This window comes from Nocardia sp. NPDC060259 (assembly GCF_042728775.1).
GTDB lineage: Bacteria > Actinomycetota > Actinomycetes > Mycobacteriales > Mycobacteriaceae > Nocardia.
In genome coordinates, this window is the sequence record NZ_JBHXAY010000038.1 from 1 (window position 1) to 24,231 (window position 24,231).

At 69.4% G+C, this 24,231-nt stretch carries 27 protein-coding genes; 16 read left to right on the forward strand and 11 right to left on the reverse strand.

The window, feature by feature from the left end; all coding sequences use genetic code 11:
* Window positions 1–199 precede the first annotated feature (199 nt).
* Complete coding sequence (locus ACFWF2_RS16240; RefSeq protein ID WP_379308233.1) at window positions 200–544, reverse strand: DoxX family protein; 345 nt, start codon at window positions 542–544, stop codon at window positions 200–202.
* An 81-nt stretch (window positions 545–625) separates the two neighbouring features.
* On the opposite strand from ACFWF2_RS16240, the gene ACFWF2_RS16245 reads away from it, so the two are divergent.
* Window positions 626–1,507: a sigma-70 family RNA polymerase sigma factor gene (locus ACFWF2_RS16245; RefSeq protein ID WP_379308234.1), complete on the forward strand. Its 882-nt coding sequence runs from the start codon at window positions 626–628 to the stop codon at window positions 1,505–1,507.
* Window positions 1,508–1,609: 102 nt separating this feature from the next.
* On the opposite strand, the gene ACFWF2_RS16250 is transcribed toward ACFWF2_RS16245, so the two are convergent.
* On the reverse strand, window positions 1,610–2,086 hold the full coding sequence (locus ACFWF2_RS16250) for an HAD-IIIC family phosphatase (protein ID WP_379308235.1): 477 nt from the start codon (window positions 2,084–2,086) through the stop codon (window positions 1,610–1,612).
* Between the two features lie 210 nt (window positions 2,087–2,296).
* Between ACFWF2_RS16250 and ACFWF2_RS16255 the strand changes: the two genes are divergently transcribed.
* Complete coding sequence (locus ACFWF2_RS16255) at window positions 2,297–3,520, forward strand: PucR family transcriptional regulator (protein ID WP_379308236.1); 1,224 nt, start codon at window positions 2,297–2,299, stop codon at window positions 3,518–3,520.
* 63 nt (window positions 3,521–3,583) lie between these two features.
* Here ACFWF2_RS16255 and ACFWF2_RS16260 read toward each other — a convergent pair whose 3' ends face one another.
* From ACFWF2_RS16260 to ACFWF2_RS16275, 4 genes are all read right to left on the reverse strand, one after another.
* On the reverse strand, window positions 3,584–4,771 hold the full coding sequence (locus ACFWF2_RS16260) for an esterase/lipase family protein (protein ID WP_379308237.1): 1,188 nt from the start codon (window positions 4,769–4,771) through the stop codon (window positions 3,584–3,586).
* 164 nt (window positions 4,772–4,935) lie between these two features.
* Entirely contained in the window at window positions 4,936–6,297 is a 1,362-nt protein-coding gene (locus ACFWF2_RS16265; RefSeq protein ID WP_379308238.1) for a lipase family protein, read from the reverse strand.
* Window positions 6,298–6,533: 236 nt separating this feature from the next.
* Window positions 6,534–7,763 (reverse strand): lipase family protein, encoded by a 1,230-nt coding sequence (locus tag ACFWF2_RS16270; protein WP_379308239.1) that lies wholly within the window; start codon window positions 7,761–7,763, stop codon window positions 6,534–6,536.
* 90 nt (window positions 7,764–7,853) lie between these two features.
* Window positions 7,854–8,042, reverse strand: a complete 189-nt coding sequence (locus ACFWF2_RS16275; protein WP_379308240.1) for a hypothetical protein — start codon at window positions 8,040–8,042, stop codon at window positions 7,854–7,856.
* Window positions 8,043–8,045: 3 nt separating this feature from the next.
* Between ACFWF2_RS16275 and ACFWF2_RS16280 the strand changes: the two genes are divergently transcribed.
* The 4 genes from ACFWF2_RS16280 (at window position 8,046) to ACFWF2_RS16295 (ending at window position 10,176) form a co-directional block, all read left to right on the forward strand.
* Complete coding sequence (locus tag ACFWF2_RS16280) at window positions 8,046–8,297, forward strand: hypothetical protein (RefSeq protein ID WP_379308241.1); 252 nt, start codon at window positions 8,046–8,048, stop codon at window positions 8,295–8,297.
* Window positions 8,298–8,385: 88 nt separating this feature from the next.
* A complete protein-coding gene (locus tag ACFWF2_RS16285; RefSeq protein WP_379308242.1) occupies window positions 8,386–8,880 on the forward strand; it encodes a DUF2599 domain-containing protein in 495 nt (164 codons plus the stop codon).
* Window positions 8,881–8,913: 33 nt separating this feature from the next.
* Entirely contained in the window at window positions 8,914–9,570 is a 657-nt protein-coding gene (locus ACFWF2_RS16290; protein ID WP_379308243.1) for an NAD(P)H-binding protein, read from the forward strand.
* A gap of 348 nt (window positions 9,571–9,918) precedes the next feature.
* A complete protein-coding gene (locus ACFWF2_RS16295) occupies window positions 9,919–10,176 on the forward strand; it encodes a hypothetical protein (RefSeq protein WP_189028143.1) in 258 nt (85 codons plus the stop codon).
* Window positions 10,177–10,188: 12 nt separating this feature from the next.
* Here the strand turns inward: ACFWF2_RS16295 and ACFWF2_RS16300 are convergent, their stop codons facing one another.
* Together ACFWF2_RS16300 and ACFWF2_RS16305 are read right to left on the reverse strand one after the other, a co-directional pair.
* The gene (locus ACFWF2_RS16300; RefSeq protein ID WP_379308244.1) at window positions 10,189–11,073 is read right to left on the reverse strand and encodes a helix-turn-helix domain-containing protein; all 885 of its coding nucleotides are present in this window, start codon (window positions 11,071–11,073) and stop codon (window positions 10,189–10,191) included.
* Window positions 11,074–11,091: 18 nt separating this feature from the next.
* Window positions 11,092–11,316 (reverse strand): DUF397 domain-containing protein, encoded by a 225-nt coding sequence (locus tag ACFWF2_RS16305; protein WP_379308287.1) that lies wholly within the window; start codon window positions 11,314–11,316, stop codon window positions 11,092–11,094.
* 363 nt (window positions 11,317–11,679) lie between these two features.
* Here ACFWF2_RS16305 and ACFWF2_RS16310 point away from each other — a divergent pair, with 363 nt between their 5' ends.
* The 6 genes from ACFWF2_RS16310 to ACFWF2_RS16335 all read left to right on the forward strand — a co-directional run bounded on the left by ACFWF2_RS16310 (window position 11,680) and on the right by ACFWF2_RS16335 (window position 17,800).
* Entirely contained in the window at window positions 11,680–11,913 is a 234-nt protein-coding gene (locus tag ACFWF2_RS16310; RefSeq protein ID WP_379308245.1) for a hypothetical protein, read from the forward strand.
* Window positions 11,914–12,001: 88 nt separating this feature from the next.
* Window positions 12,002–12,436, forward strand: a complete 435-nt coding sequence (locus ACFWF2_RS16315) for a CBS domain-containing protein (protein ID WP_379308288.1) — start codon at window positions 12,002–12,004, stop codon at window positions 12,434–12,436.
* 73 nt (window positions 12,437–12,509) lie between these two features.
* Window positions 12,510–13,787: an aminotransferase class V-fold PLP-dependent enzyme gene (locus tag ACFWF2_RS16320; RefSeq protein WP_379308246.1), complete on the forward strand. Its 1,278-nt coding sequence runs from the start codon at window positions 12,510–12,512 to the stop codon at window positions 13,785–13,787.
* A gap of 31 nt (window positions 13,788–13,818) precedes the next feature.
* Window positions 13,819–15,072, forward strand: coding sequence for a heavy-metal-associated domain-containing protein (locus ACFWF2_RS16325; protein ID WP_379308247.1), 1,254 nt, complete (start codon window positions 13,819–13,821; stop codon window positions 15,070–15,072).
* Window positions 15,069–16,481 (forward strand): decarboxylase, encoded by a 1,413-nt coding sequence (locus ACFWF2_RS16330; protein ID WP_379308248.1) that lies wholly within the window; start codon window positions 15,069–15,071, stop codon window positions 16,479–16,481. The genes ACFWF2_RS16325 and ACFWF2_RS16330 overlap by 4 nt, the downstream gene beginning before the upstream one ends.
* Window positions 16,481–17,800 carry a pyridoxal-phosphate dependent enzyme gene (locus ACFWF2_RS16335; RefSeq protein ID WP_379308249.1) on the forward strand — a complete coding sequence of 440 codons (1,320 nt, stop codon included), beginning with the start codon at window positions 16,481–16,483 and terminating at the stop codon, window positions 17,798–17,800. Before ACFWF2_RS16330 ends, ACFWF2_RS16335 begins: the two co-directional genes overlap by 1 nt.
* Here the strand turns inward: ACFWF2_RS16335 and ACFWF2_RS16340 are convergent, their stop codons facing one another.
* Complete coding sequence (locus tag ACFWF2_RS16340) at window positions 17,801–19,267, reverse strand: condensation domain-containing protein (RefSeq protein ID WP_379308250.1); 1,467 nt, start codon at window positions 19,265–19,267, stop codon at window positions 17,801–17,803.
* 276 nt (window positions 19,268–19,543) lie between these two features.
* Between ACFWF2_RS16340 and ACFWF2_RS16345 the strand changes: the two genes are divergently transcribed.
* The 3 genes from ACFWF2_RS16345 to ligD all read left to right on the forward strand — a co-directional run bounded on the left by ACFWF2_RS16345 (window position 19,544) and on the right by ligD (window position 22,139).
* A complete protein-coding gene (locus ACFWF2_RS16345) occupies window positions 19,544–19,936 on the forward strand; it encodes a cold shock domain-containing protein (RefSeq protein WP_379308251.1) in 393 nt (130 codons plus the stop codon).
* Window positions 19,937–20,061: 125 nt separating this feature from the next.
* Window positions 20,062–21,141 carry an ATP-dependent DNA ligase gene (locus ACFWF2_RS16350; RefSeq protein ID WP_379308252.1) on the forward strand — a complete coding sequence of 360 codons (1,080 nt, stop codon included), beginning with the start codon at window positions 20,062–20,064 and terminating at the stop codon, window positions 21,139–21,141.
* On the forward strand, window positions 21,138–22,139 hold the full coding sequence (gene ligD / locus ACFWF2_RS16355) for a non-homologous end-joining DNA ligase (RefSeq protein WP_379308253.1): 1,002 nt from the start codon (window positions 21,138–21,140) through the stop codon (window positions 22,137–22,139). The genes ACFWF2_RS16350 and ligD overlap by 4 nt, the downstream gene beginning before the upstream one ends.
* Before the next feature lie 3 nt (window positions 22,140–22,142).
* Here the strand turns inward: ligD and ACFWF2_RS16360 are convergent, their stop codons facing one another.
* Window positions 22,143–22,844 (reverse strand): hypothetical protein, encoded by a 702-nt coding sequence (locus ACFWF2_RS16360; protein WP_379308254.1) that lies wholly within the window; start codon window positions 22,842–22,844, stop codon window positions 22,143–22,145.
* 254 nt (window positions 22,845–23,098) lie between these two features.
* Here ACFWF2_RS16360 and ACFWF2_RS16365 point away from each other — a divergent pair, with 254 nt between their 5' ends.
* Window positions 23,099–23,458 carry a hypothetical protein gene (locus ACFWF2_RS16365; RefSeq protein ID WP_379308255.1) on the forward strand — a complete coding sequence of 120 codons (360 nt, stop codon included), beginning with the start codon at window positions 23,099–23,101 and terminating at the stop codon, window positions 23,456–23,458.
* On the opposite strand, the gene ACFWF2_RS16370 is transcribed toward ACFWF2_RS16365, so the two are convergent.
* Complete coding sequence (locus ACFWF2_RS16370) at window positions 23,455–24,195, reverse strand: TetR/AcrR family transcriptional regulator (RefSeq protein WP_379308256.1); 741 nt, start codon at window positions 24,193–24,195, stop codon at window positions 23,455–23,457. The genes ACFWF2_RS16365 and ACFWF2_RS16370 overlap by 4 nt on opposite strands.
* Between the last annotated feature and the right edge of the window lie 36 nt (window positions 24,196–24,231).

Genomic DNA, 24,231 nt, shown 5'->3' on the forward strand with positions numbered 1-24,231 from the left:
GGACCAGGTCGAGGACGAGCGGCCGGCGGCTCTGCTCGGCGGGCCGGTCGACGAGGCCGTACGGGACGGGCCGGACGTCGTCGTGGTCGGTGGGCGGCGGCGGGTAGGCGGCCATGCCGTCGAGGGAGATCTGTTCGTCGAGCGGCGGCAGCCAGGGGCTGCGCTGCGCGGCGCGCCGATGTGGCGCGCCACCACCACCTCACGCCGAGGCCAGCGCCAGCGACCCGGCCGACAGCAGCAGATACGGCAGCGGGTAGCCCAGATGGGCGTACTGGCGCGAACGCAGCACGGTGAGCTCGGCGCCGACGAAGTACAGCACCAGCCCGGCCGCGGCCGCGACGGCCAGGGGGCGGTAGGCCAGACCGGCGAGCAGACCCAGCCCACCGGCCGCCTTGATCACGGCCAACGGGGTGAGTGTCCACGGTGCGACGCCGTAGTGGCGCATGTTCTCGCGTACCCAGTCGGCACGCACGACATCGATCGCGGCGGCGGCGAGTGCGGCCAGCGCGGCGAGCACGGTGACGACGACATAGCTGGTGTGCATCGGACGGTTCCTCCGGTCTACGGTGATCGACGGCAGTCGCCGTCGTCGTCTGTGACGAACGGCCCGACCGAAAGGTGACCGATGCGCGCGGATTCGCTCGCGCTCGCCTTCGAGCAGCGGCGCACTCGGCTGCGCGGCATCGCGTACCGGATGCTCGGCTCCGCCGCCGAGGCCGACGACGCGGTGCAGGAGACCTGGCTGCGGCTGGACCGGGTGGCCGCGGCCGAGATCACGAATATCGACGGCTGGCTGACCACCGTCGTGACCCGGATCTGCCTGGACGCCCTGCGCGTTCGCGCGCAACGCGCCGAGACCACCGACGTGACGGCCGTCGATGCTCGCGCCACCGGACCTGGCGCCGATCCCGAGGACGAAGCGCTGCTGGCGGATTCGGTCGGACGCGCCCTGCTCGTCGTGCTCGATGTGCTCGGGCCGGAGGAGCGGGTCGCGTTCGTCCTGCATGATCTGTTCGCGGTGCCGTTCGCGGACATCGCGCCGATACTCGGGCGGACACCGGCCACCACCAAGAAACTCGCCAGCCGGGCCCGGCTCCGGGTACACGCGCCGGCTCGCGTCGATCAGGCCGCACTGGCGGAGCAACGCGTCGCGGTGGCGGCGTTCCTGAAGGCGGCCCGCGAAGGTGACCTGGGCGAATTGCTGGCCGTGCTCGCACCGGACGTGGTGCGCACGGCCGATCCGGCGGCCCTACCGCCCGGGATGGCGGCACTCGTCCGTGGCGCCGCCGCGGTCGCCGACGGCACGCTGGTGCTGCGGCAGCGGTCGCGCGATGCCGTGCTGCTCCTCGTCGACGGGCGGCCCGGCCTGGTGGTGGCACAGGCGGGCACGCCGTTGTTCGCCGTCACGTTCACTGTCCGCGCGGGCCGGATCGCGGCCTATGACGTGGTCGCCGCCCCGGATCGGCTGGCCGAACTCACGCTGGCGCTCCTGCCGGACCCGTCCTGAACCCGTGCGGCACCGCCGTTTTGGCACACTGTGCAACTTTGCACTGGTTGCGATACCGCAGCCAGTGCGTAAACGCAGCGCGCGCAGGCGAACTCGCGTGGGTCAGAGCGCCGGGACGCGCGCGAACCCCAGCGGCGGGGTCGGCACCGGGCCCGAGCGCAGGTCGTGCCGGAAATCGGCCAGCAGCGGCAGCATGTCGACATTGCGGGCGGCATAGCAGCGCACCATCGGCAGGGCGCGTGAGACCTCGGCGCGTTCCACCGGCTCGGCGTCGAGGAACGCCATCCCCTCCAGACCGAGCCCGAGGGTGTCGGCGAGGCGCACGATCGAGGCCGACTTGCGGCCCCAGCCCACCTCGACCGCCGAGAACATCTCGTACAGCCCGTGCCGGTAGAGCGTGCGCAGCGTGCGCGAACGATCACCCCGTGCCGCGACAGCATGCAGCACACCGCGCTCGCTCAGTTTGGTGAGCGTGCGCAGTGCCTGCGGGCGCAGCGTGGTGCTGGTCGCGTCGTGGACCACACCGTCCCACAGCGTTTCGTCCAGTTCCCAGACCAGACAACGGACGGCAGGTCGCATGGTGGTGCCCCCTATCGGTTCGTTCCGGCGCGGAGAACTCTACAACCACTCATACCGATGGACCAGACTTGTGACCGCTCACCAAGCAGGCAGGCAAGCATGAGTCCGCGACCCATTACCCGACGTTCCATTCCGGCATCGGCGCCGGTTGGCTAGGGTGAAGTCGCTGGACAGCGGGGGCACAGCCGAAATTGGGCGAAGGGAACACAGATGTCCGTCGATAATCCACCCCGGCAATCGCTGACCATCTCGGGTCAGCCGATGTCGTCGCCGCTGAAGGACGTCCGTGCCCTCTCCCGGCAGATGGTCGGCCACTTCGTCGCCAATGTCGTCCCCTGCGGCACGCTGCCCGGCGACGCCATCACCGGCGACGTCACCACCATCACCCGGATCTGCCTCGAATTCGCCGTCAGCATGCTCGACGGCCGCGACATCCCGAACAAACTGCAGCGCCTGCAGGACGCGGCCAGCGGCTGGGCCCGCGAGGGCGTGCCGATCGACACGATCCACCACTCCATCGCCGAGGGCTTCAAGATCGGCCTCGACCTGGTCGTGGCCAACGCGTCGGTGAAGGACTACGACAACCTGGTCGACGGCGTGAAGATGGTGATGGAAATGCTCGACACCATCACCGCCCAGGTGTCGCTGGCCTACGTGCGGGAACTGCGCGGTGTCGTCAGCGAGCACCACACCGCGGTGCACACGCTCACCTCGGCCCTGCTCGGCGGGCACAGCACCTCCACGATGGCCCGCGAGTGCGGGATCGCGATCGCCGAAACCTACGCGGTGCTCGCGCTGGCGATCCCGCCGCACCGCGAGGAGGCCAACCCCGCCCTCGACGCGAAGGTGGTCGCCCGCCGCAAGTTGCGCCGCGTGCAGGCCGAACTGGCCAAGCGCTGCGGGGATTCGGCGCTGTCGCTGCTCAGTGTCGACGGCGGCACGGTACTCATCCCCGCCGACACCTTCGACCGCGACGGCCTGACCGCGCTGGTCGCCCAGCTCTCCCAGGCCGCCCAGGTCGGGATCACCGCGGCGATGGTCGAGACCTCGACGACCGGCGTCCCCGACGCCGCCGACCAGTCCCACGAACTGCTCGACATGGTGCAGCGACTCGAGGTGACCTCGGGGCTGTACCGCTTCGACGAGCTGGCCCTCGAGTACCAGCTGACCCGCCCCGGCCCCGGCCGGGAGTTCCTCGGTTCGCTGCTCGACCCGCTCGATCAATACCCCGAGCTGCTGGAAACCCTGCAGCGCCACATCGCCAACAATCTCAACCGCCAGCGCACCGCGCGAGTCCTGCACGTGCACACCAACACCGTCGACTACCGGCTCAAGCGGATCGGCCAGCTCACCGGTTTCGATCCCACCCAGCCGTCGGGTCTGTGGTACCTGCGTTCCGCGCTCGTCGCGCGCAGCTACCGTTCCGCCGCCTGATCCGCTCCCCCGGAAACGCCGAAGGCGCTGCCCGCCGAGTGCGGACAGCGCCTTCGTGGTTTCTCACAGCGAGCCACTACCCCCGATCAGCCAGGGGTTGAAGGTGCACACGAGCTCGTGGTTGCCCGCCGGGTCGATGGCCCGCAGCGCGATCGAGAGCGCCCGCGGGGAGTACATCATCGTCAGGTGGTCGGAAACGTCCTGTTCGCAGCCCTCCTGCAGGGTGATGTTGTCGACCGTGGCGCCGGGACCCGGCTTCAGGAAGGTCAGGTCGTAGGGGTTGGTGACCTCGTCGTAGCGGGTGCCGACGACCGTGTAGTCGACGCCGGCGACGGTGTCACCGTTGGCGTTGAGCTGGTTGACGAAATCCGAGCCGATGGTCTGCTGGATGCCGGCGTGCCCGACGAAGATCTCGATGAGACCGAGGATGTCGATGCCGAGGTTGTTGATCGCGCGGCCGAGGGCACCGATGCCGTCCAGGCTGGTGCCGTGGTGGGTGGCGCCGAAGGTGACCAGGTTCTTCACCTTGGCAGCGCCGCCGTCGAACTTGGTGTACCAGTTGGCCATCGCGCCGCCCTGGGAGTGGGCGACGATGTCGACCTCGTCGGCGCCGGTGGCCGCGAGCACCCGGTCGACGAAGACCGCGAGCTGATCGGCGGAGTCCTGGATGTAGCCGGTGCCCATGACGCCGGGCAGGACCGAACCGAGACCGCCGCCTTCGACCAGGCCGGAGCGGCCGTAGTTGAAGGTGAACGTGCACAGGCCCGCGTCCTTGATCGGCTGGCCCATGAACGCGTACCCGTTGTAGGCGTTCATCCAGGTGCCGTGCAGCAGCACGACCGGGCGAGGCTTCTCGGCGGTCGGCTTGCAGGCCCAGTCGTTCGCACCGGGCGGAGTGGCGTCGCCGTTGGCAAGGCCGTAGGCGAAGGCGCCGAGGAACGAGGTCTGGGCGGGTCCGTAACCGACTGTGTCGGTGGACTTTCCGCCGGAGGAACCGGAACTCGAACCGGAGCCGCCGTAGCAGTTCCCCGATCCGTTGCCCGAACCGGCGCCGCTGCCGGAGGTGCAGGCGGAACCGCTACCGGGGCCGGCGACCTGGCGGCCCTCGGAGATGAGATCGGCGAGGGCCTGCTCGGTCGGCGCCTGCGCCGGGGACGCACCCGCCCCGGGACCGGTGAGCGCGACGGCGAGCGCGCCGACGCCGGTCAGCACCGCCGTCTGTAGCGTCCGTCTGCGACTGGGAGATTTCATTGTTGGCGTATCTTCCTGTGCGATTCGAGAAATACGAATGGCTTTGTCGAAACCGCACTGAACATAAGGCGGCGAAATCGCCGCTTTTCCAACGTCTCCTGGTTTCTGGAAAGATCACCACCGGTTGTCGAAAACCGCCATGAAGCGGCACAGGAATTTTGCCGTCAGCATTCGCTGCGCGCGGCGACCCCTTGCAAACGCTCGTCCAGCCACAGCATCGCCTCCGGATAACCGGTGACCGCACCGATCACATGTTCACCGAACACGCTGCGGTACACCGCGTTCGCGCCGAGTGAGCACTGCTCGTTGTAGAGATTGCGCGCGCCCGCGGCGGGGATCCAGAACTCCTGCTCGCCGTTGTAGATGTAGAGCGGAGTGGCCGAGCGCATCCCGGACATCCGGGTGATCTCGTAGATCGTGGTGGCCAATTCCGAACGCAGCGGGTCGGCGATGTTGGCGCCGACATCGATCGGCAGGTGCAAGACGCCGGGAATGGCGAACACGCTGACGCACTGGTCCTTCATCACCGAGGTCGCCACCCAGCGCGCGAGATTGTTCATCGCGGCCAGGATTTCCGGGCGTTCCCGGCCGATCGCGAACGTCGCCGCCATAAAAATGCCGGAAGCGAGGTTGGCATTCATGCTGCGCGAGAGAATCTCGAAATCGGCGGGAACGCCACCGAGTGCCGCGCCGACGATCACGTCGGCGAGTTCCGGTGCGTAGGAATCGATCAGCTTGGCCGCGCCGTGGGTGGCGATGGCGCCGCCGGAATAGCCGGTCATCGCGAATCTGCTGGCACCAAATGTCACCGGGTCGATCCCGCGGACGGCGCGGATCGCGTCGAGCACCGCGTGCCCGGCGACATACGGCTCGGCATAGGCCATCCAGGGGCCCTCGTGATCGGGCACCAGCACCGCGTAGCCGCGCAGGCCCGCCAATTGCGTGGTCGGCGGGATGAATTCGGTCGTGCTCGAATGCAGATTGAGGCCGTGCGCCAGGGTGTATCCCGGCGTGCAGTCGCGCCCCAGCGCGTCGATCGGCAGGTTGTTGACCAGCACCGGGCGATCACCGGGACCGGTCCAGTCGGTGGCGGGCACGAGCAGGGTCGCCGTCGCGAAGGACGGGCGGCCGTGCGAGTCGTCGGTGCGGAACTTGAGCAGGGTGGCCGACCGGATCGGCACGAGGGTGAGCGGGGCCGCGGTGGCGATGACATCGCGGGTCTCGATGATGTCGCCCGGCGCCAGCTCGGCCAGGCCGTCGGGCCAGTGGTCGAACATCGGGTCGCCGACCGCCGAGGGCATGACCGCGGCGTGCAGGGCGGCGAGTTCGGCATCGGGATCGCCGGTGGGCTGGATCGGCGACGGCAGCACCTGATCGATCCAGCGTTGCAGATCGGGCAGGAATCCCGGCGTACCGGGATGTGGCACCGGGAATTCCGTCGTCGGTGGCGGTTCGGCCGCCGCCGTGCCGACGGCGAACGAACAGAGCAGGAGCATCGAGCAGACCAACACACGCACAGATCGCATGGCACACACGCCTTCGGGTGGCAACGTCGGATTCGTCGTGACGTGCGGCGATGCGGTGCTTCGAATTCCGCCGAACCTCCCCCAGTGCGCCCCTCGTCAGATCACTGACGGTACGCCGGAACCACCCGGCGGAATCGGCGTCGTGCCCGAGTCGTGACGCAATGCGGCACGATCGCAACAACGAGCGACCCGGATCCGCGTCGGGGCAAGCGGATCCGGGCCGATCGACACCGGGCTCAGCAGGTGCTGGGCGCCGGTTCCCCCTGCAGCCGCGCATCGAGCCATCTCAGCGCGGAAGGTAGTCCGAGCACAGCTGCGGTCAGGTGGTCCGGGGTGGGTGTCGACTCGGTGACCACCGGTGTCCCCGCCGCGCACCAGCGGTGCACGGTGGTGGTGATCGCGTCGACCGGGATGAGTCCGTCGATGGGTGAATGCCATTCGAAGACAGGCATGGTCGGTGTCCCGGGGTAGAGCTCGAGGCTGTTCTCCTCCACCACGGCGCGGGCCTCCGGATCGTCGACCATCGACGTCGTCGCGGCGAAGTCGAGAATGCCCCGCCCCGCGCCCGCCCCGAGGATGTCGTTGGTGCAGGCGTCGGCGATGGCGGCGCGGGCGGCCAGGCCGCTGGCGTTCATCTGCTCGCTGATCGGAAAACGGTGCGGGTACTCACGTTCCAGGCCGATTCCGGCCGCCAGCGCGAGCCCGAAGACCGGATGCGAACCGAAGCCGAGGCCCTCGAGCATCGACACCAGATTCATCGGCACGCCGCCCATCGCGGCGCCGGCGATCTCGACATCGGGCGCGTAGGTGGGCTGCAGCGCCGCCGCCCACGCCGTCGCCATGCCGCCACCGGAGTAACCCGCCATCGCGACCCGGCTCCCCGAGACCTGCAGTTCGTCGACCTTGCGCACGGCCCTTATTCCGTCGAGGGTCACCTGACCGCCCAATTTGGCTGCGCCGTAGGCGAAGTGGGGGCCGAGGTGGTCCGGCAGCGCCATCGTCCAGCCACGCCGCAATGCCACGTTCCAGGCGATCGCCTCGCGCACCATCAGATTCGGGTCCTCGGTGTAGAGCACCTTGGATACCGAACAGCGCACGCCGAGACCGTTGATGATGTGCTGGTAGGACAGCACCGGGGCGTCGCGGCGGTGGCTCGTCGGCTGCAGGACCGTGGTCGTGGCCGCGATCGGCTCGCCCGCGGAGTTGGTCGACCGGAATCGCACCAGCGTGATCCTGGTGTCGGGGAACATCGCCAGCGGCGGCATCGGCCGCACCGCCAGCACGTCACCGGGCTGGGTACCCGACAGGTCGGCGGGCTGGGCATAGAAGGGGTCGGGATCGGCGGCCGGGTAGAGCGGTGCGCTGTGGCTCGCGGCGGCGGGCACGGTGGCCAGCATCAATGCCGCGGCCACCGCCAGCAGTGTTCTGCGCGGCCGAAACTGTCGTGCCGCGGCAAACCGGATCATGCGGCTGTCCTCCCGTGTCGCTGCCGTCGGCACCGATACTGGCCGGTACCGTGGCTCGTCGGAACCGCATCCGAGAGACATCGGCGGAGCTCACAACAGCCCTGCGGAGAGGTTGTGACCGGAGGCAAGCCGTCGGCGCACCCGCTTGGTCGGCGTACTGCCGCGGCACCGGGCGGGCTGTGAGATCTCCAGCGGAATCCAGAACATGTTCTCCTCGATGGTCTGGGCCCTACCGTCGAGTAGGAAGGCGCTCACGAGTGCCGGGGCGAAAAGGAGCACGCCATGATTCCCATCGACGAGAACATCGCCGCCACCCCCCATCGCATCGAACGGACCGAGATACCGACCCGCCGGATCACGGTCTACTTCGACGGCCCGACATCGCAAGACGCCCTGATCCTGGAATACGCCGCGACCCCGTCCGAGGCTTGGGAGTTCACGACAGCGGCGGTGCACGCGGGCCTGCTCGTGACCGTCGACGGCCGGGTCGGCCCCGAACTGCGCAGACTCCCCTGCCGATCGCTCTGGCACTGAGCCCACCTGCACCGCCCGGCCCGCCGCACTAGGCTGGCCGGGCGGCCGCGTCTCGGCCGCACGGTCCGGGACAACGGAAGGGGCGTCCGTGACACGGTGGCGCAGCGGTGCCGCGTTCGCCGCGATCGCGCTGGCCGCCCTGACCGGCTGCGGGTCGGCCGACTCCGACGACGCGGCCGCACCGGCCCCGACGACGATGGCCACGACACCGCGACCCACCAGCAAGCCGCCTGCCACCATCGCGCCGCCGACCACCACCGTCGATCCCTATGCCGGTCTGCCGCTCATCGACCACGTGACCTGGACCGAGACCATCGACGGCGCCCGGCTGCTCGTCGTCCCCACCGTCGCGGGCAGGAAGACCTCGACCCCGGGCACCGACGAGCTCGCTTGGCAGGAGGTCCTCGCCCTCGACGCCGACGCCGACGCGCCGGGGATGCGCGACCAATTCCTCTGCCACTGGGTGTGGGCCAGGATGGTGGCGCCCGACAAACCGAGCTGGAACCTCGAACCGTGGCGACCCGACGTCGGCTATTCGGCCACGGTGTCGGCCAACTGCAATCCCGGCGGCCCGGAACGCTGACGGCCGCCGTCCCGCCCGAAAGGAGCACCTCGCATGCGCATTGTCGTCGCCGGTGGACACGGCAAGATCGCCCTGCTGCTGACCCAGCTGCTCACCCGTCGCGGTGACCAGGTCTACGCCCTGATCCGCGACCCAGGTCAGGCCGCCGACATCGCCGCGACCGGCGGCGTCCCGGTCATCTACGACATGGAACGCGACACTCCAGACGACCTCGCCGCCGCCGTCGCCGGCTCCGACGCGGTGGTGTTCGCCGCGGGCGCAGGCCCTGGCAGCGGGGCCGCGCGCAAGTACACCGTCGACCTCAACGGTTCGGTCCAGCTCGCCGACGCCGCCGAGCGGACCGGGGTCCGGCGATTCGTGCAGATCTCGACGATGGGCGCCGGCGCGCCGCCCGCGCCGGGGACCGACGAGGTGTGGGCCGCCTACCTCGATGCCAAGACTCGCGCCGAGGACGATCTGCGCGACCGCGCGCTCGACTGGACGATCCTGCGGCCCGGCATGCTCACCGATGCCGAAGGCAACGGTCTGGTCACGCTCGGACCGCCGCCGATTCCGCGCGGCCCGGTACCGCGCGCCGATGTCGCCGCAGCGCTCGCGTCGATCTTGGTCGCGGACAACACTTTTCGGCACACTCTCGAGTTGGTCTCCGGTTCGGAGCCCATCGCGTCGGCCGTTGCCTCGATTCATTAGCCGAAAATTAACTATTACAACTGCTTTCGGCCAGATGGCCGATTTGGGCGGACGGGCGGTACCCCCGTTTCCACAGGGCGATGGGGGCGAACCGCCGGTCACGAGGTTGTCCATGCCCCGCGGGTCGCGAACACGGTGGCGCAAACGCGGATTCGCCGCTCAGAAGCCGGGAAAAACGCTGCATCGAGACGGAATCGATCGTGCAGATGTGCTTGCATCTGAAAGTGTCCCCGTCCTAAACTCAGGGCCGCAATACAATTCAGGGGATAGTCAGGGGAGGCCGCGAGCGGCACACCTGGGGCTATATTTGCCTTGGGTTTGCCACTGCCTAAACACAGGGGCGTTCACATGAACAACACCAACGGCCGTTCCGGCCTCGCTGATCGCGCAGCGACCACGACCCACCCCGACACCGCAGGGTGCTCCAGGGAAACCGCGGTCGCCTATGTCATCGATGCCGTGGAGTCCACCGGCGCCGCGACCCGCAACGATTTCGATATCGACCGCATCGTGACCACCGCGCACGAATTCGCCGACGACTGGGATCTGCAGACGCTGACCCCCGACACCTTCTGGCGCATCGCCGCGGGCTGTATCAAATACTGAGCAGTTCCGGCCTCAGGCCCGGTCGGCGTACTCCAGCAGGATCGCGCGCGAGCGGTCGGGCTGTTCGGCCTGGACGCTGAGCTGGTCCATCACGGACTTGTACAGCGCCAGGTCCTGCCTGCGCTCGAGGTAGAGCGCGCTGGTGAGCTGCTCGAGATAGACGATGTCGGGCAGTTCGGGCTCGGCGAAGCGCAGAATGCTGAAGGAACTGCCCGCGGCGGCGTGCCCGCCGGCGGCGTACGGCAGCACCTGCACGATCACATTCGGCAGTGCCGACAGCTCGGCCAGGTACCGCAGCTGTGCGCGGTGTACCTCGCGCCCGCCGATCGGTCGGTGCAGCACGGCCTCGTCGATCACCGCCCACACCACCGGCGGCTCGGGCCGGTGCAGGACGTCCTGGCGGCGCTGACGGACCTGCACGCGACGCTCGGTATCGGCGTCGTCGAACCCGAGGGTGACGATGGCCCTGGTGTACTCCGGCGTCTGCAACAGGCCGGGCACCAGCTGGGCCTCGTAGGTCCGGATCTGACTGGCCGCCTGCTCGAGCCCGAGGTAGGTGCTGAACCACGAGGGCAGCAGATCGCTGTAGCGATGCCACCAGCCGGGTTCACTTGCCTGCCTGGCGAGTTCGAAGAAGGACTCGCGCTCCACGGTGTCGTGGACACCGTAGAGCGTCAGCAGGTCCCGGATATCGCGTTCCTTGAATCCGGTGCGTCCCAGTTCCAGCCGGCTGATCTTCGCGTGGGAACCACGGATCGCGTCACCGGCCGCTTCGCGGGTGATGCCTTTGCTCTCGCGCAGTTTGCGCAACTGGCCACCGAGAGCGATGCGCAGCACGGTAGGGCCACGGTCGACAACCGGTTGCACGCGACCGATCTCGTCGGGTTCAGCCGTCATGGCTGTCGATGTTACCGATCACTTGGTCAAGTAGTCGAACTCTCCGGCCTTCGCGCCGCGGATGAACGCGTCGATCTCGGGCCGGGTGTAGAAGATGACCGACCCGTGCGGGTCGCGCGAGTTGCGCACGGCGACCGAACCGTCGGCCGCTTCGGCCACCTCGACACAGTTGCCGCTGGGGTTGCTGTAGGTGCTCTTACGCCAGGCGCCGTCGGCCGGGCGTTCCCGCTGATCATGGTCCATTCCGGACACGCCACACTCCTCGTTCTCGAATGATGCCCATCGCTGCGAAAGTTGCAGATGCACGCACAAACGTTCTTGCAGATGTACTGTGCGATCGGGACATTAACACGCGCCGGATACCCGCGCACCGGTCGGTACTTACCCGACGACACGACCTGGGCGGCGTCTCGATAGGTGACGTCCAGCCCCCTGAATTCGCAAGCGCCGCAAGCCCTTCAGCCGCCCGACACGCCCGGATCAACCGTCCAGATGTTCTTGCATCTGCAAACGAAGCAGCCGTAGACTCAGCCGCAAGATCACCGGAAGGTAGGTCGGCAACACCAGCCGGATCCACCTTCCGTTGCCGGATGCGAGGGGCCTCGGATGAGCACGCCGTTTCGAACACCCCGCCGGGTCTCGGCCGGAACCGCCGGTCTCGAGGTCCCGCGATACCTCGGCGCGACAGGAGCACCGTCCGATTCATGTAGCGACGAGCCACACGGGCTCACCTACCGCCAGGCCCGCGAGATGCTGCGTCAGCACGACGTCCACGGGCCGCAATGCCGCCAATGGCTGGCCGCCGCGGCCTATCTGTCGGCGGGCCTGGACGACGAATAGCCGGTTGTAACGTCTTCGTGCTGGTCACGGCGAGGTCACCAGGGGCATCCTGGAGATGAACATCGGCGCGGACATGGGTGAGCGGCATATGCGGATAGCGGACATCCTGCGCAACAAAGGAACGGCAGTCACTACGGTGCCGCCGCAGACGACGGTGCGCGCACTGCTCACGGTGCTGGCCGAGTGCAATATCGGTGCGGTGGTGGTCTCCCCCGACGGCGCGGCCATCAGCGGCATCGTCTCCGAGCGCGACGTGGTGCGCCACCTCGACCGGCACGGCGCCCCGCTGCTCGACCGGCCGGTCACCGAGATCATGACCGACCGGGTGCGTACCTGCGGGCCCGACGATCACACCTCCTCGCTGCGCGCGGACATGACCGAGCACCGGATCCGGCACATGCCGGTGGTCGAGGCGGATCGGCTGGTCGGCATCGTCAGCATCGGTGACGTGGTGAAGAGCGAGATCACCGAGCTCGCCACCGAGCGCAGCCACCTCGTCGACTATCTGCAGGGCAAGTACTGAGCCGCGACGCGAAAAGCGTTGTCCGCGAAAAATCTTCGTCAGCCGTACCAGAAATGTGCGTATCGTTGATCGGGTGCACCCCCTCCGGCCCGAGCCTGCCGCCGTCGCGGTGACCCGGCACGCGCCGACCCCGGTGCCCGCGACGATCCGCGACCGCTTCCCCGCGCTGGCCGACCCCGCGGTGGTGTACCTCGACAGCGCGGCCACGACGCAGAAGCCCGACACCGTCATCGCGGCCGTCACCGCCTATCACCGCGAGCACACCGCGAACGCGGGCCGTGGCACCTACAGCTGGGCGACGGCGCTGACCGCGCGGATCGCGGCGATCCGCACGCGTGCCGCCGGGTTTCTCGGCGCGCAGTACCCGGACGAGATCGTGTTCACCAGTGGGGCGACCGCCGCGCTCGGGACGATCGCGCACAGCTGGGGTCTGGCCACCTTGGACTCCGGCGACGAGATCCTCTACAACCCCGCCGATCACGCCGCCAATGTGCTGCCCTGGCATCACCTGCGCGACACCATGGCCCGGTTCGGGCGCCGCATCGTGCTGCGCCCCTACCGCAGTACCGCGGCGGGCGAGGCCGACATCGATGACATCCTCGCCCAGGTGGGGCCGCGCACCCGGTTGATCACCACCAGCCACCTGCATCACGTGTACGGCGGGCTGACCACGCTCGAGGAACTGCGCGGGCGCATCGATCCCGAGATCCTGCTGTGCTTCGACTGCTCGCAGAGCGGTGGGCACCTGCCGGTCGACGTGATCGACCTCGGCGCCGATTTCGCGGTGTTCGCGGGGCACAAGATGTTCGGGGCGCCGGGCATCGGCCTGCTGTACTGCCGGCGGCGCGTACACGACCGGCTGCGGCCGTTCCTGCCCGGCGGACACTCCGGTATCGCAGTCGGCGAGGACGGCCTCGTCGGTTCCGGGATGCCGCAGCTGCTCGAGGGCGGAACCCAGAACATTCCCGGGATCCTTTCCCTGGCACCGGCTTTCGATCTGCTCGACGAGCTCGATCCGACGGCCGTCGCCGCACACAACCGTGAGCTCACGCTGCGGCTGATCGAGGGCTTGCGCCCGATTCCCGGACTGGACTTCCTACCGGGACCCGCGCACGCACGCTGCGCGGTGGGGTACGGGATCGTTTCGTTCACCCTCGACGGGATCGGCGCGACCGATCTCGGGTTCGTGCTGGCCGAGTCCGGTTTCCTGGTCCGCACGGGGGCGCATTGTGTGCCGTCGGCCGATCCCGACGCCGGGTCGGTGCGGGTGAGCACCCACCTCTACAACACCCTCGACGAGATCGATCGGTTCGTCGCCTGCGTGGCCGGTATCGCCGGCCAGGGGCGATGAACACTTCCTGACCCCGACCCGAGGAGCACCGATGGGCATGCCTGCAGCGCCGCACTACGACCGCCGCGCCGCGTCCCGGGTATTGGCCCGCCTGGCGGCCCCCGGGCTCTTCACCGTCGCCGAAGCCCCGTCAGCGGTCCGGATCACTGTTCGCGCCACCGCGTTACGGCCTGAGCCGGGCAGCTCGCTGACGCAGTCCCAGCGGATGTATCTGGAACGCTTCCTGCGTCCGTGCCGTCCGGAGCAGGTGACCAGCGCGACCCACCGCATCACCTGGACCGACAGCGCGGGCATCCCCAACACCGGGTACTTCCACACCGGCGGCGCCGGGCCCGAGCTCGCGGTGGTGGCCAGGGAAACCGTGCTGGCGCTGTGGCGTTCGCTGGCGGCGTCGGGTCTGGTCGAGCGGTCGGCCGTGCTGACCGAACCCGATCTCGCGGTGCTGACCGCCACCACCACCGATCACGATCCGCACGAGATCTTCCGGGTCGGGGTGGAGGCCACCGGGCGCGCCTTGACCCAGCACGGGCTCATCGCGGCCGACACCCCTTACCGGGATATCGTCGAATTCGCCAGGGGGATGCGTGATTCCGGCATCTTCGCCGCGGTGGCGACCCGCTGGTTCTGGGAGTTGCAGGCCTCGACCTTCCGGCGCGGGATGATCCCGGTGCGGCTGGCCACCCAGCCGGACGGCAGCGTGCGCTACACCGCCGACTCCATCACGGTCCTGCGGGCGATGAAGGACGCCACCATCGGCGACGCGCGCGCGGTGATGCGCCGCGCCACCACCGAGGAGGGGCTCGACGTCGAGGCGGCCGTCGCCAAGTACCACGACGATCTGGATCTGATCTCGCGCCAGTACGCGCTGCTGCCCGCCGAATCCCGGCCCGCCTGCCTGGCGGCCGCACCGCAGGCGGTCGACGGTGCGGCGGTGCACGTCCTGGCGACGGTGGTCGATCGGTTCGTCGAGACGTTCGCCGCGCTGGCGGGCAAGGTGGAGGTGGTGGAGGACACCGCGGAGCCGGAGCCGGACGGTACGCTGCTCGGGGACGACGGCGTCTTCTATGTCCCCGACATGAGCTGCAAGCACTGTGTCCGCACGATCACCGCGCTGCTCGAATCGATGGACATCCCGGTCGTCGAGATCGACCTGGAGTCCAAGCGGGTGATTGCCCGAATCCGCAGTCCGCGCAATCGGTTCCGCGTGTTCGAGGCCCTACGCGACGGCGGCTACAACCCGGTGGACGACGTGCAGGCGCAGGCGCCGGGCGCGGCGGTGGGATGACGCCGCCGCCGGCTGTTCCCGCCGCGCTCCATCCGTTGGTCGCGGCGTTCCTCGACGACCGGGCTGCGGTGCGCGCGGCCCTGCACCGGTTCGGGTCGCCGGTGCATCTGGTGTTCCCGCAGGTGTTCACCGCGAATCTGGCCGCATTGCGCGGCGTACTCGACGGAGCGGCCACCAGGTACCGGATCTGCTACGCGCACAAGGTGAATCGTTCCGCGGCGTTCGCGGGCACCGCCGCCGCGGCGGGCATCGCGGTCGACGTGGCCTCCGCGCGGGAACTGCTGTCCGCGCAGGCCGCCGGGTTTCCCGCCGACCGGATCGAGGTGACCGGACCCAAGGGCGCGGCGATGCTGCGGTCCGCCCTCGCGGCGGGCGTGACGATCAATGTCGACAATCTCTGGGAACTGGAGACCCTGGCAGAGCTGGCCGAGCCGGGCACCAGTGTGTCTGTGCTGCTGCGCATCTCGGGGTTCCCCGGTAGCTCCCCGAGCCGGTTCGGGATCGACCTCGGTGACGCCGGGGCAGCGTTCGGCCTGCTGACCCGCCACCGGGATCGGCTGCGGCTGCTGGGTTTCGCGTTCCACCTCGATACCGCGGCCACAGCGGAACGCGTCCAGGCGGTCGCCGAGTGCCTCGACCTGGTCGAGCGCGCGTACGGGCACGATCTGACGCCGACGGTGCTCGACATCGGCGGCGGGCTGCGGCAGGTGTTCACCGCCGACGCCGCGGGCTACGACGCCTACGATCACGCGCTGCGCGCCGGACTCCTCGGCCATGGCCGCGCAGTGCACTGGGGCAGCAATACTTTCGGCTATCACGTGGCCGACGGCGCGGTCCACGGCGGACCGGTGTTCCACAAGTACGCCAATACCGAATCCGCCGCCGGGATCCTGGCCGATCTGCTCGGCGCGCCCTTGCCGGGGCACGGCGGGCGGGCGTTGAGCAGGGTGCTCGCCGACAACCTGCTCGAGCTGTGGCTCGAACCCGGCAAGGCGCTGGTCGATCAGGCCGGGATCACCCTCGCCCAGGTCGAATTCGTCAAACGCGCGGGCAACGGGGCGACGCTGGTGCATCTGGACCTGAGCCGCGACACGGTCACCGCCGCCGACCAGGAGGTGCTCATCGATCCGATCGTGCTCGCCGAACCCGCGGTATCCGCCGCCGTCGGGGTGTATTTCGCCGGTCACCTGTGCTTGGAGCGGGATCTGATCACGCAACGGCAGGTGCGGCTCGCCGGAGTGCCCGCACCGGGCGATCCGGTCGCGTTCGCCAATACGGCCGCCTATCACATGGACCTGTCCGCGGCGCGGGCCAGCATGCACCCGGCGCCGGCGAAAGTCGCTGTGCTGCACCGGGACGGCGAGTTCGACCTGTGCCCCGACGCGGACTATCGGCCCGAGGTGCGGTGATGGTCTACACCCACATCACCGAGCTGATCGGCAACACTCCCCTGCTGCGCCTGGACCCGGCGGTCCATGGGCTCGCCGATGTCGACCTGTACGCGAAACTGGAGTCGCACAATCCGTTCGGCTCGGTCAAGGACCGGGTCGCCTGGGCGATGATCCGCGCCGACCTGGAGCGGATCGCCGCGGACGGGCAGTCGTTCATCGAAGCCTCCAGCGGCAACACCGCCAAGGCGTTGCGGGTGCTCGGCGCGCTGCACGGCATTCCGCTGCGCGCGGTCACCAACCGGATCAGGGTGACCGAGGTCAGGCAGCTGCTGCAGCTGCTCGGCACCGAGATCGTGGAACTGCCCGGCCTGTCCGAATGCCCCGATCCCCATGCGGCCGACGATGTCTCGGCGGTCATCGCGCAGACCACGGGTCAGGCGCCCGGCCGGTGGTTCCATCCGTCGCAGTACACCAACGACCGCAATGTCGAGGCGCATCTCGACGGTACCGGTACCGAGATCGCCACCGATCTCGCCGAGGCGGGGATCGCGCACCTGGACTATCTCGTCGGTGGCCTCGGCACCAGCGGCTCCACCCGTGGCACCGCCACCGCGCTGCTCGCCCGGCATCCTGCGCTGCGCACGATCGGGGTGGTGTCGGACCGGTTCGACTTCATCCCCGGCATCCGCTCCGAACGCGAGATGTGGGATGTCGGGCTGTTCCGGCCCGATTTCTACGACGACATCGTCACCGTCGACTCCGCTGCCGCCATCGAGGCCACCCTCGAGCTGGTGCGCGGCTACGGCGTACTGGCCGGGCCGACCAGCGGCGCCGGCTACGCCGCCGCCCTGCGCACCCTGGCCGACGCGCCCCGCCCGGCCGACCGGCCGCTGGTCGCGGTCCTCATCGTCTGCGACCGGCTGGAGCCGTACCTGTCCTACTTCGCCAAGCGCAGGCCCGAGCTGTTCGGCAAGTCCGCCGCACCGGCCGCACCCGGCCCCGACGACACCGCCGCCGCCCCGACGCTCACCCCCGCCGCGCTGGCGGAGCTCGACCGCACCGGGCGTCCCACCGTCGTGGATACCCGTGGCGCCATGGCCTATCGGGTCGGGCACGTGCCCGGCGCGCTCAATATCCGCGACGACCAGCTCGACGAGATGCTCGCCCAGGGCGTGCCGTTTCCCCGATCACGACCGGTCGTGTTCGTGTGCCCGGTGGGTGAGACCTCGCTGCGCTTCGCCGCACTGGCCCACCGCGCGGGCTATGACGCGTTCAGCCTCGCGGGTGGCATCGTCGCCTGGCGCGACGCGGGCTATCCGCTCGAACGCGGCGGCTGATCACACCAGCACGCGCGCTGCCCGGCGGGCGGTCGAGAGCGGGCTGCGCCGTCCCACGGTCGCCAGCAGGGCAGGCAGCGGGCCGCGATAGCCGTCGGCGAGCAAGCCGACGACTGCCAGGAACCGGGCGACGAACCGTTGCGCTGTCTCCTCGTCGAACCGGGCGATCGGGTAGATGAACGAGCCATCGATCCCCGCGGGGGCGCCGTGCGGATCGTAGTGATCGGTCAGGCCGAACTCGAGATCGTGCTTGGCCCTGACCACGCCGGTCGGCACCTCGGTGATCGAGATGCCTGGCGCGGGAGCGGGTTCGGCAGTGCTGCGCGCGGCAGGGCTGCGCTGCAGGATCAGCGTCGCCTGGAACAGGGGCAGGGCGGCGTCCTGGAGGAGGCAGCGCTTCAGGCGGGGGTTGGGGGTGTCGGGGTGTGCGTAGGCGGCGAGCGCGACGCGGCGCACCTGGTCGATCAGCTCGTCGACATCGCCCGCGCGGTCCAGGCGCACCCGCATCAGCACGTCGTCGGAGAAGTTGCCGACGAGGTCGTCGAGCAGGCGGTGGTCGCGGCCCGACACCGCGGTGGCGACCGTGACATCGGCGCTGCGCGCGAACGCACCGACGGTCACCGCGAAAGCGGCCTGCAAGACCATGAACAGGCTGGCCCGTCCGTCCTGGGCCAGCCGCAGCAGACCGGCGTGGGTCCGCGGGTCGAACGAAATCGGCAGCAGCGCGCCTGCGGCCGGGTCGATCGGCGGTGACTGTAGTTCCCGCGCAGGCAGATCGAGCAGCGCGGGACGACCGGCCAGCGCGTTGGCCCAGTACCGCAGCTGATGGGTCGCGCGGCTCCACTCGTCGGTGAACTCGCCCAGCTGGGCGTGCTTCCACAGCGTGTAGTCGGTGTAACTGACCGGCAGCGGCGACCACTCCGGGGCACCGCCGCCGCGGCAGGCCGGATAGGCGGTGACGAGGTCGCGGATCAGCGGGCCCATCGACCGGCCGTCGACCGAGATGTGGTGCACGACCAGCGCGAGCACCACATCGTCGGGGCCGAGCACGAACAGCCGCGCCCGCACCGGCAGATCGCGGGTGAGATCGAAGGGGCGCGCGGCCAGTGCGGCCACCGCGGTGTCGAGTTCGGCGTCGGTGACAGCGCATTCGGTCACGTCGAGCTCGACGTCAGCGGGCTCGACGACCCGCTGGGCAGGGCCACGATCGGTCGCCGGGTAGGTGGTCCGCAGCGGTTCGTGCCGGGCGACCAGGCATTCGAGCGCGGACCGTAGCGCGGTCACATCGACGGCGGCACCGCGCAGCCGGATGGCGCGGGCGACGTTCCAGTCCGCGGACCGGCCGAGCCGGGCGGCGTGCCACATCCGTTCCTGGGCGGGCGCCAGCGGCACGTGCGCTGGGCGTGGTCGCGGCGCCAGCACTGCTACCGGCTGCGCGGGCGGCCGGAAACACACCGGCTCGGACACAGCACGCGACGGTGCCGTCAGGATGCCGCGCCCGGCATCGTTTCCCCCCGACCTCATCCCCGACCCGGGGTCGAACACTCGTCACAACCTCCACTCCCGTACCGAACAGATTCGGAACGCTAACGAGGCGATGTGAACGAACAGTTGCCGGATTGTGACCATGCCCGGTCGGTCCGGCCGCGGGCCGGCGTCGGAGATGTCGCGTCTGTCCACTTTCCGGGAAAAACGCCCAAAAGCCGCGTTAGAGTGGCCTCGGGAAGCGGAGCGAGGAGCTGGTTGGTGTCCATCGGGAAATTGGTGTCGTTCGACGGGTCACGGGGTTTCGGGTTCATCCGGCCCGACGACGGCGGACCCGATGTGTTCGTCCACGTCAACGACATCGGGCTCGACGAGGACGAGCTGCGCCAGGGCAGGCTGTTCGAATTCGACGTCACCGAGGGCGATCGTGGCCCCAAGGCGATCAATCTGACCGCGGTGGGCCACGCCGCGCCGCCGCCGAAATCGCGCAAGGACCGCGCGGCAGGCGATCGCCTCGGCGCCGACGAGCTGCGCAGGCAGATCACCGAACTGCTGCTGGAAGCCTCGCCCGCGCTGACCGCGGCCGAGATCATCACCATCCGCGACCGCTTCACCCTCTTCGCCGACGAGCACGGCTGGCTCGACAGCTGACCGCGACACCGCCGCGCTCGATATCCGCGCGATGTCGGTGGGCCGCCCTACGATCGAACCCGCACCGATGAATCGGGTGCGCTCGCGCCGTCGACACGGGTGAACCCACTCGCGAGGAGGATCGGATGGATCTACCGGTGATGCCGCCTGTGCGCCCGATGCTGGCCAAGTCGACGCCGTCGCTGCCCCGCGAACCAGGGCTCGCCTACGAACCGAAGTGGGACGGATTCCGCTGCATCGTGTTCCGCGACGGCGACGAGATCGAATTGGGTTCCCGCAACGACCGCCCGCTCACCCGGTACTTCCCCGAACTGGCCGAGCTGCTGAAAGCCGCACTGCCGCAGCGCTGTGTCATCGACGGGGAGATCGTGGTCGTCACCGATCAGGGCCTGGATTTCGACACCTTGCAGCAGCGGCTGCATCCGGCGGCGTCGCGGGTGAACAAGCTGGCCGTGGAGACACCGGCCAGTTTCGTGGCATTCGATCTGCTCGCCCTCGGCGATCGCGACCTGACGAAGGAGCCGTTCACCGAGCGCAGGCGCGAACTCGACTCCCTGCTCGATGCCGCGCCGGGGCGGATCCACCTGACGCCGATCACCCACGATCCCGATGTCGCGCAGGACTGGTTCACCCGCTTCGAGGGCGCGGGCTTCGACGGGGTGATGGCCAAGGCCGACGATCTGCCCTACCTGCAGGACAAGCGGGTGATGCTCAAGATCAAGCACGAACGCACCGCCGACTGCGTGGTCGCCGGGTACCGGCTGCACAAGGACGGCGAAGGGGTCGGGTCGCTGCTGCTCGGCCTGTTCGACGACAAGGGCAACCTGAACCATGTCGGGGTCGCCTCGAGCTTCACCGCGGCCCGGCGGCGCGAACTGCTCGGCGAGCTGGCGCCGCTGCGGGAGAACGCGCTCGACAATCATCCGTGGCGCAACTGGGCCGACGCGGTCGCCCAGGCCGGCGCGGACGGCAAGATGCCCGGCGGGGTGAGTCGCTGGACCGGCGGCAAAGACCTCTCGTGGGAACCGTTGCGGCCGGAGCTGGTCGCCGAGGTGCGCTACGAGCACGTCCAATCGGGACGCTTCCGTCACGGCGGGCGGCTGGTCCGATTCCGCGCCGACCGCACCCCCGACTCGTGCACCTACGCCCAGCTCGACGAGGTCGCCCCGGCCGAGCTGGACGCGATCTTCGGAGCGCAGCGATGAGCGCGGCCGTCGACGTCGAGGCCGACGGCCGCACACTGTCGATCAGCAACCCGGACAAGGTCTATTTCAGCAAGCGCGGCGAGACGAAACTCGAGCTGGTCCGCTACTACCAGGCCGTGGCCGACCCGCTGCTCGACGTGATCGGGGGCAGGCCGCTGCTGCTGGAACGCTATCCCGACGGCGCTTCGGGCAAATCGTGGTTCCAGAAGCGGGTCCCCAAGTCGGCGCCGGAGTGGCTGCAGACCGTCGAAGTGTCCACCCCCAACGGCACCACCAGCGACGCGCTGGTCGCGCACGACCTCGCGCACATCCTGTGGGCGGTCAATCAGGGCTGCCTCGGCTTCCACGTCTGGCCCAATCACGTGCCCGATCTGACGATCGCCGACGAGCTGCGGATCGACCTCGATCCCTCGCCAGGCATCGGTTTCGACGATCTGCGCCGCGCGGCCGTGCTCACCCGCGACCTGCTGAGCGAACTCGGCATCGACTGCCGGATCAAGACCTCGGGTTCGCGCGGGCTGCATATCTACGCCACACTCGAGCCCCGCTGGGACGGCTACCAGGTGCGCGCGGCCGCCGTGGCGCTGGCGAGGGAACTCGAGCGCAGGCATCCCGAGGAGATCACCGCGCAGTGGTGGAAGGAGGAACGCGGCTCTCGCGTGTTCGTCGACTTCAACCAGAACGCGCCGCACAAGACGGTGTTCGGCGCCTGGTCGGTTCGTCCCAAGGTCGGCGGGCAGGTCTCGACTCCGATCACCTGGTCCGAACTCGACACCGTCGTCCCCGACGAGCTCACCCTCGCGACCGTCCCTGCCCGGCTCGCCGAACTGGGCGACCCGTGGGCCGATCGCACGCCGCAATCGATCGAACCGCTGCTGGCGATGTCGGAACGCGACATGGCCGACGGTCTGATGGACGCACCGTGGCCGCCGCAGTATCCGAAGATGCCGAACGAGCCGCCGCGGGTGCAACCGAGCCGGGCCAAGAAGGCCGACTGAGACCTATTCCTCGGTCCAGGGCACCCAGCTGCCGGTGCCTGCCTTGCCCTCGCAGACCAGCGCGTGGTTGTCGGAGGTGCGCCCCGATTTGTCGACCGTCGGATCGCAGCGCTCACCCGCGGTGTAGTAGGACCCGGACACCTTGAACGGGCCCGACCAGGTGTAGTTGCCGTCGGCCTGCAGGCACAGCAGGGTCGCACCGTCTGCCGCCACCCCGAGCAGTCCCGCCCGGTCGGCCGAACAGGGTGTGCCCTTCTCGACGACGCCGCCCGACGGGCTCACCGCCGGAACGGTCCCGGTCGCCGTCGGCGCGCCCTGCGACGGCAGCGTCGTCGTTGTCACCGAGGCCGTTGTCGTTGTCTTGGCCAGCGTCGGCACCTCGATCTCCAGCCCGCCGAACGCGACGAGCCCGACCGCCGCGACAGCGGCCACCTCCGCGATTCCCAGCAGCAGCGCGAATAGCGCCATTCCCCGCCCCCGCGGATGCCCGAACGACAGCAGCCCGAACACGATCGCGATCGGGAACAGCAGCACCAGCGCGGCGGCGAGCGCGATCATCGCGTACGGGTTCACCCGCGGCTGGTCACCGCGGCCATGACCCTGGCCACCGTCCGCCGGCGTCGCGTGCGGCCAGCGCTGGCCGTTCCAGCGCCGATCCTCGGTTTCCTCCTCGGGGTCGTCGTCCCATTCGTCGTACCGTGCCATCAACCCCGGGTCCCTCTCCGATCCCCCCGGCGCGGAAACATAACAAACTTGCAACGCCGGGTTTGCGACGAGGATAGGGACTTCGAGCCTGTCGGTCAGCGCAAACGGCAAATGCGCTCATGTGCGGTCCGCACCGGATCAAGGGGGATGGATACCGGTAACGAACCGGCAAACCCTTTGCCTCGTCACCCGCTTCGGGTCCATGCTGGTCACAGGTACCAGTGCGCGCATTTCGAGCTCGCGAGGAGGACCCCATGCCCGGCAGCACCATTTCGGCAGACGAGCCCGGCTGGCATGCCCAAGCCGGCGACCTGCTCGCCGACGACTACAACGTTCCCGGCATCATCGCGTGCGCGATCGGCGTCATCAGCCTCGCCTGCACCCTTGTCGCCGCGGGATCGGGGTATGCCGGGTACGCGGTGCTCGCGGGCGTCGCCACGGGGGTATTCCTCCTCGGTGGCGCCGCGGCGCTGCTGTTCGAGCATCACCGGGAGGAGCGGATCGAGCAGCTCTACGGGCGCAGCGGGCACGCGCCGGGGCATATCGACCCGCAGCGCTACGGCGCCAGGGAGATCGCGGTCCCCCATCCCGCCCAGCGCAGGCTCGGTTCCTAGCCGGCCACGCCCGGCCGCGGTTCCACGCTCGGCATCGTCTCGGTGATGACGGTGAGCAGGGTGTCGGCGAGCAGACGGTGCACCTGATCCCTGGTCAGCGTGCCGCGGGTGATCCATTCGCGCCCGGCCACCTTCACCAGCCCCGCGTAGGCGAGGACCAGCGCGCGCAATTGTGCGCTGTCGGCCACATCGGGGCGCCCGATCATCACCAGCATGCGTTCGGCGGCGGCGTCGTCGGCCTGGTCGAGGATCTGCTGCACCTCGGGATCGTCACCGACACCCTCGTGACTGGTGACCTTCACCCAGGTGGTGCCGTGTTCGGCGATGGTGTCGAGCAGCCAGGTGACGATCGCGTCGACCCGTTCGCCCGGCGTGCCCTCGGGGATGGACACCTTGTCCGGGCGCGGCAGCGTCACCATCCGGCGCACGACCGCCAGGTACAGGTCGCGCTTGTTGCCGAAATAGTGGTTGATCAGCCCGCGGGCGACACCGGCGCGCTGGGCCAGTTCCGCGGTCGACACCGCCGCGTAGGGCCGTTCACCGAACATGTCGATGGCACAGGCCAGGATCTGCGCGCGTCGCTCGTCGGGTTCGAGCCTGCGCCTGCGCGGCGCGTCTGCGGTGTCGGTGTCGAGCGGGGAAATCGGGCTGCTCCGTCGGGTTCGGTGGCCGCCGCGCGGTTGCGGCAGCGGTGCACCACGATACCCAGCGGGTCCGGCGAGCGGCCAATGCGACAATAAGTGTCGTCCCCCGCTCCCGCACGAAGGAATGCC

Bases quoted from the DNA above. Each gene is read 5' to 3' on its own strand.
- ACFWF2_RS16240 (WP_379308233.1), bottom strand. From the start codon at position 544: ATGCACACCAGCTATGTCGTCGTCACCGTGCTCGCCGCGCTGGCCGCA.
- ACFWF2_RS16245 (WP_379308234.1), top strand. From the start codon at position 626: ATGCGCGCGGATTCGCTCGCGCTCGCCTTCGAGCAGCGGCGCACTCGG.
- ACFWF2_RS16250 (WP_379308235.1), bottom strand. From the start codon at position 2,086: ATGCGACCTGCCGTCCGTTGTCTGGTCTGGGAACTGGACGAAACGCTG.
- ACFWF2_RS16255 (WP_379308236.1), top strand. From the start codon at position 2,297: ATGTCCGTCGATAATCCACCCCGGCAATCGCTGACCATCTCGGGTCAG.
- ACFWF2_RS16260 (WP_379308237.1), bottom strand. From the start codon at position 4,771: ATGAAATCTCCCAGTCGCAGACGGACGCTACAGACGGCGGTGCTGACC.
- ACFWF2_RS16265 (WP_379308238.1), bottom strand. From the start codon at position 6,297: ATGCGATCTGTGCGTGTGTTGGTCTGCTCGATGCTCCTGCTCTGTTCG.
- ACFWF2_RS16270 (WP_379308239.1), bottom strand. From the start codon at position 7,763: ATGATCCGGTTTGCCGCGGCACGACAGTTTCGGCCGCGCAGAACACTG.
- ACFWF2_RS16280 (WP_379308241.1), top strand. From the start codon at position 8,046: ATGATTCCCATCGACGAGAACATCGCCGCCACCCCCCATCGCATCGAA.
- ACFWF2_RS16290 (WP_379308243.1), top strand. From the start codon at position 8,914: ATGCGCATTGTCGTCGCCGGTGGACACGGCAAGATCGCCCTGCTGCTG.
- ACFWF2_RS16295 (WP_189028143.1), top strand. From the start codon at position 9,919: ATGAACAACACCAACGGCCGTTCCGGCCTCGCTGATCGCGCAGCGACC.
- ACFWF2_RS16300 (WP_379308244.1), bottom strand. From the start codon at position 11,073: ATGACGGCTGAACCCGACGAGATCGGTCGCGTGCAACCGGTTGTCGAC.
- ACFWF2_RS16305 (WP_379308287.1), bottom strand. From the start codon at position 11,316: ATGGACCATGATCAGCGGGAACGCCCGGCCGACGGCGCCTGGCGTAAG.
- ACFWF2_RS16310 (WP_379308245.1), top strand. From the start codon at position 11,680: ATGAGCACGCCGTTTCGAACACCCCGCCGGGTCTCGGCCGGAACCGCC.
- ACFWF2_RS16315 (WP_379308288.1), top strand. From the start codon at position 12,002: ATGCGGATAGCGGACATCCTGCGCAACAAAGGAACGGCAGTCACTACG.
- ACFWF2_RS16325 (WP_379308247.1), top strand. From the start codon at position 13,819: ATGGGCATGCCTGCAGCGCCGCACTACGACCGCCGCGCCGCGTCCCGG.
- ACFWF2_RS16330 (WP_379308248.1), top strand. From the start codon at position 15,069: ATGACGCCGCCGCCGGCTGTTCCCGCCGCGCTCCATCCGTTGGTCGCG.
- ACFWF2_RS16335 (WP_379308249.1), top strand. From the start codon at position 16,481: ATGGTCTACACCCACATCACCGAGCTGATCGGCAACACTCCCCTGCTG.
- ACFWF2_RS16350 (WP_379308252.1), top strand. From the start codon at position 20,062: ATGGATCTACCGGTGATGCCGCCTGTGCGCCCGATGCTGGCCAAGTCG.
- ligD (WP_379308253.1), top strand. From the start codon at position 21,138: ATGAGCGCGGCCGTCGACGTCGAGGCCGACGGCCGCACACTGTCGATC.
- ACFWF2_RS16360 (WP_379308254.1), bottom strand. From the start codon at position 22,844: ATGGCACGGTACGACGAATGGGACGACGACCCCGAGGAGGAAACCGAG.
- ACFWF2_RS16365 (WP_379308255.1), top strand. From the start codon at position 23,099: ATGCCCGGCAGCACCATTTCGGCAGACGAGCCCGGCTGGCATGCCCAA.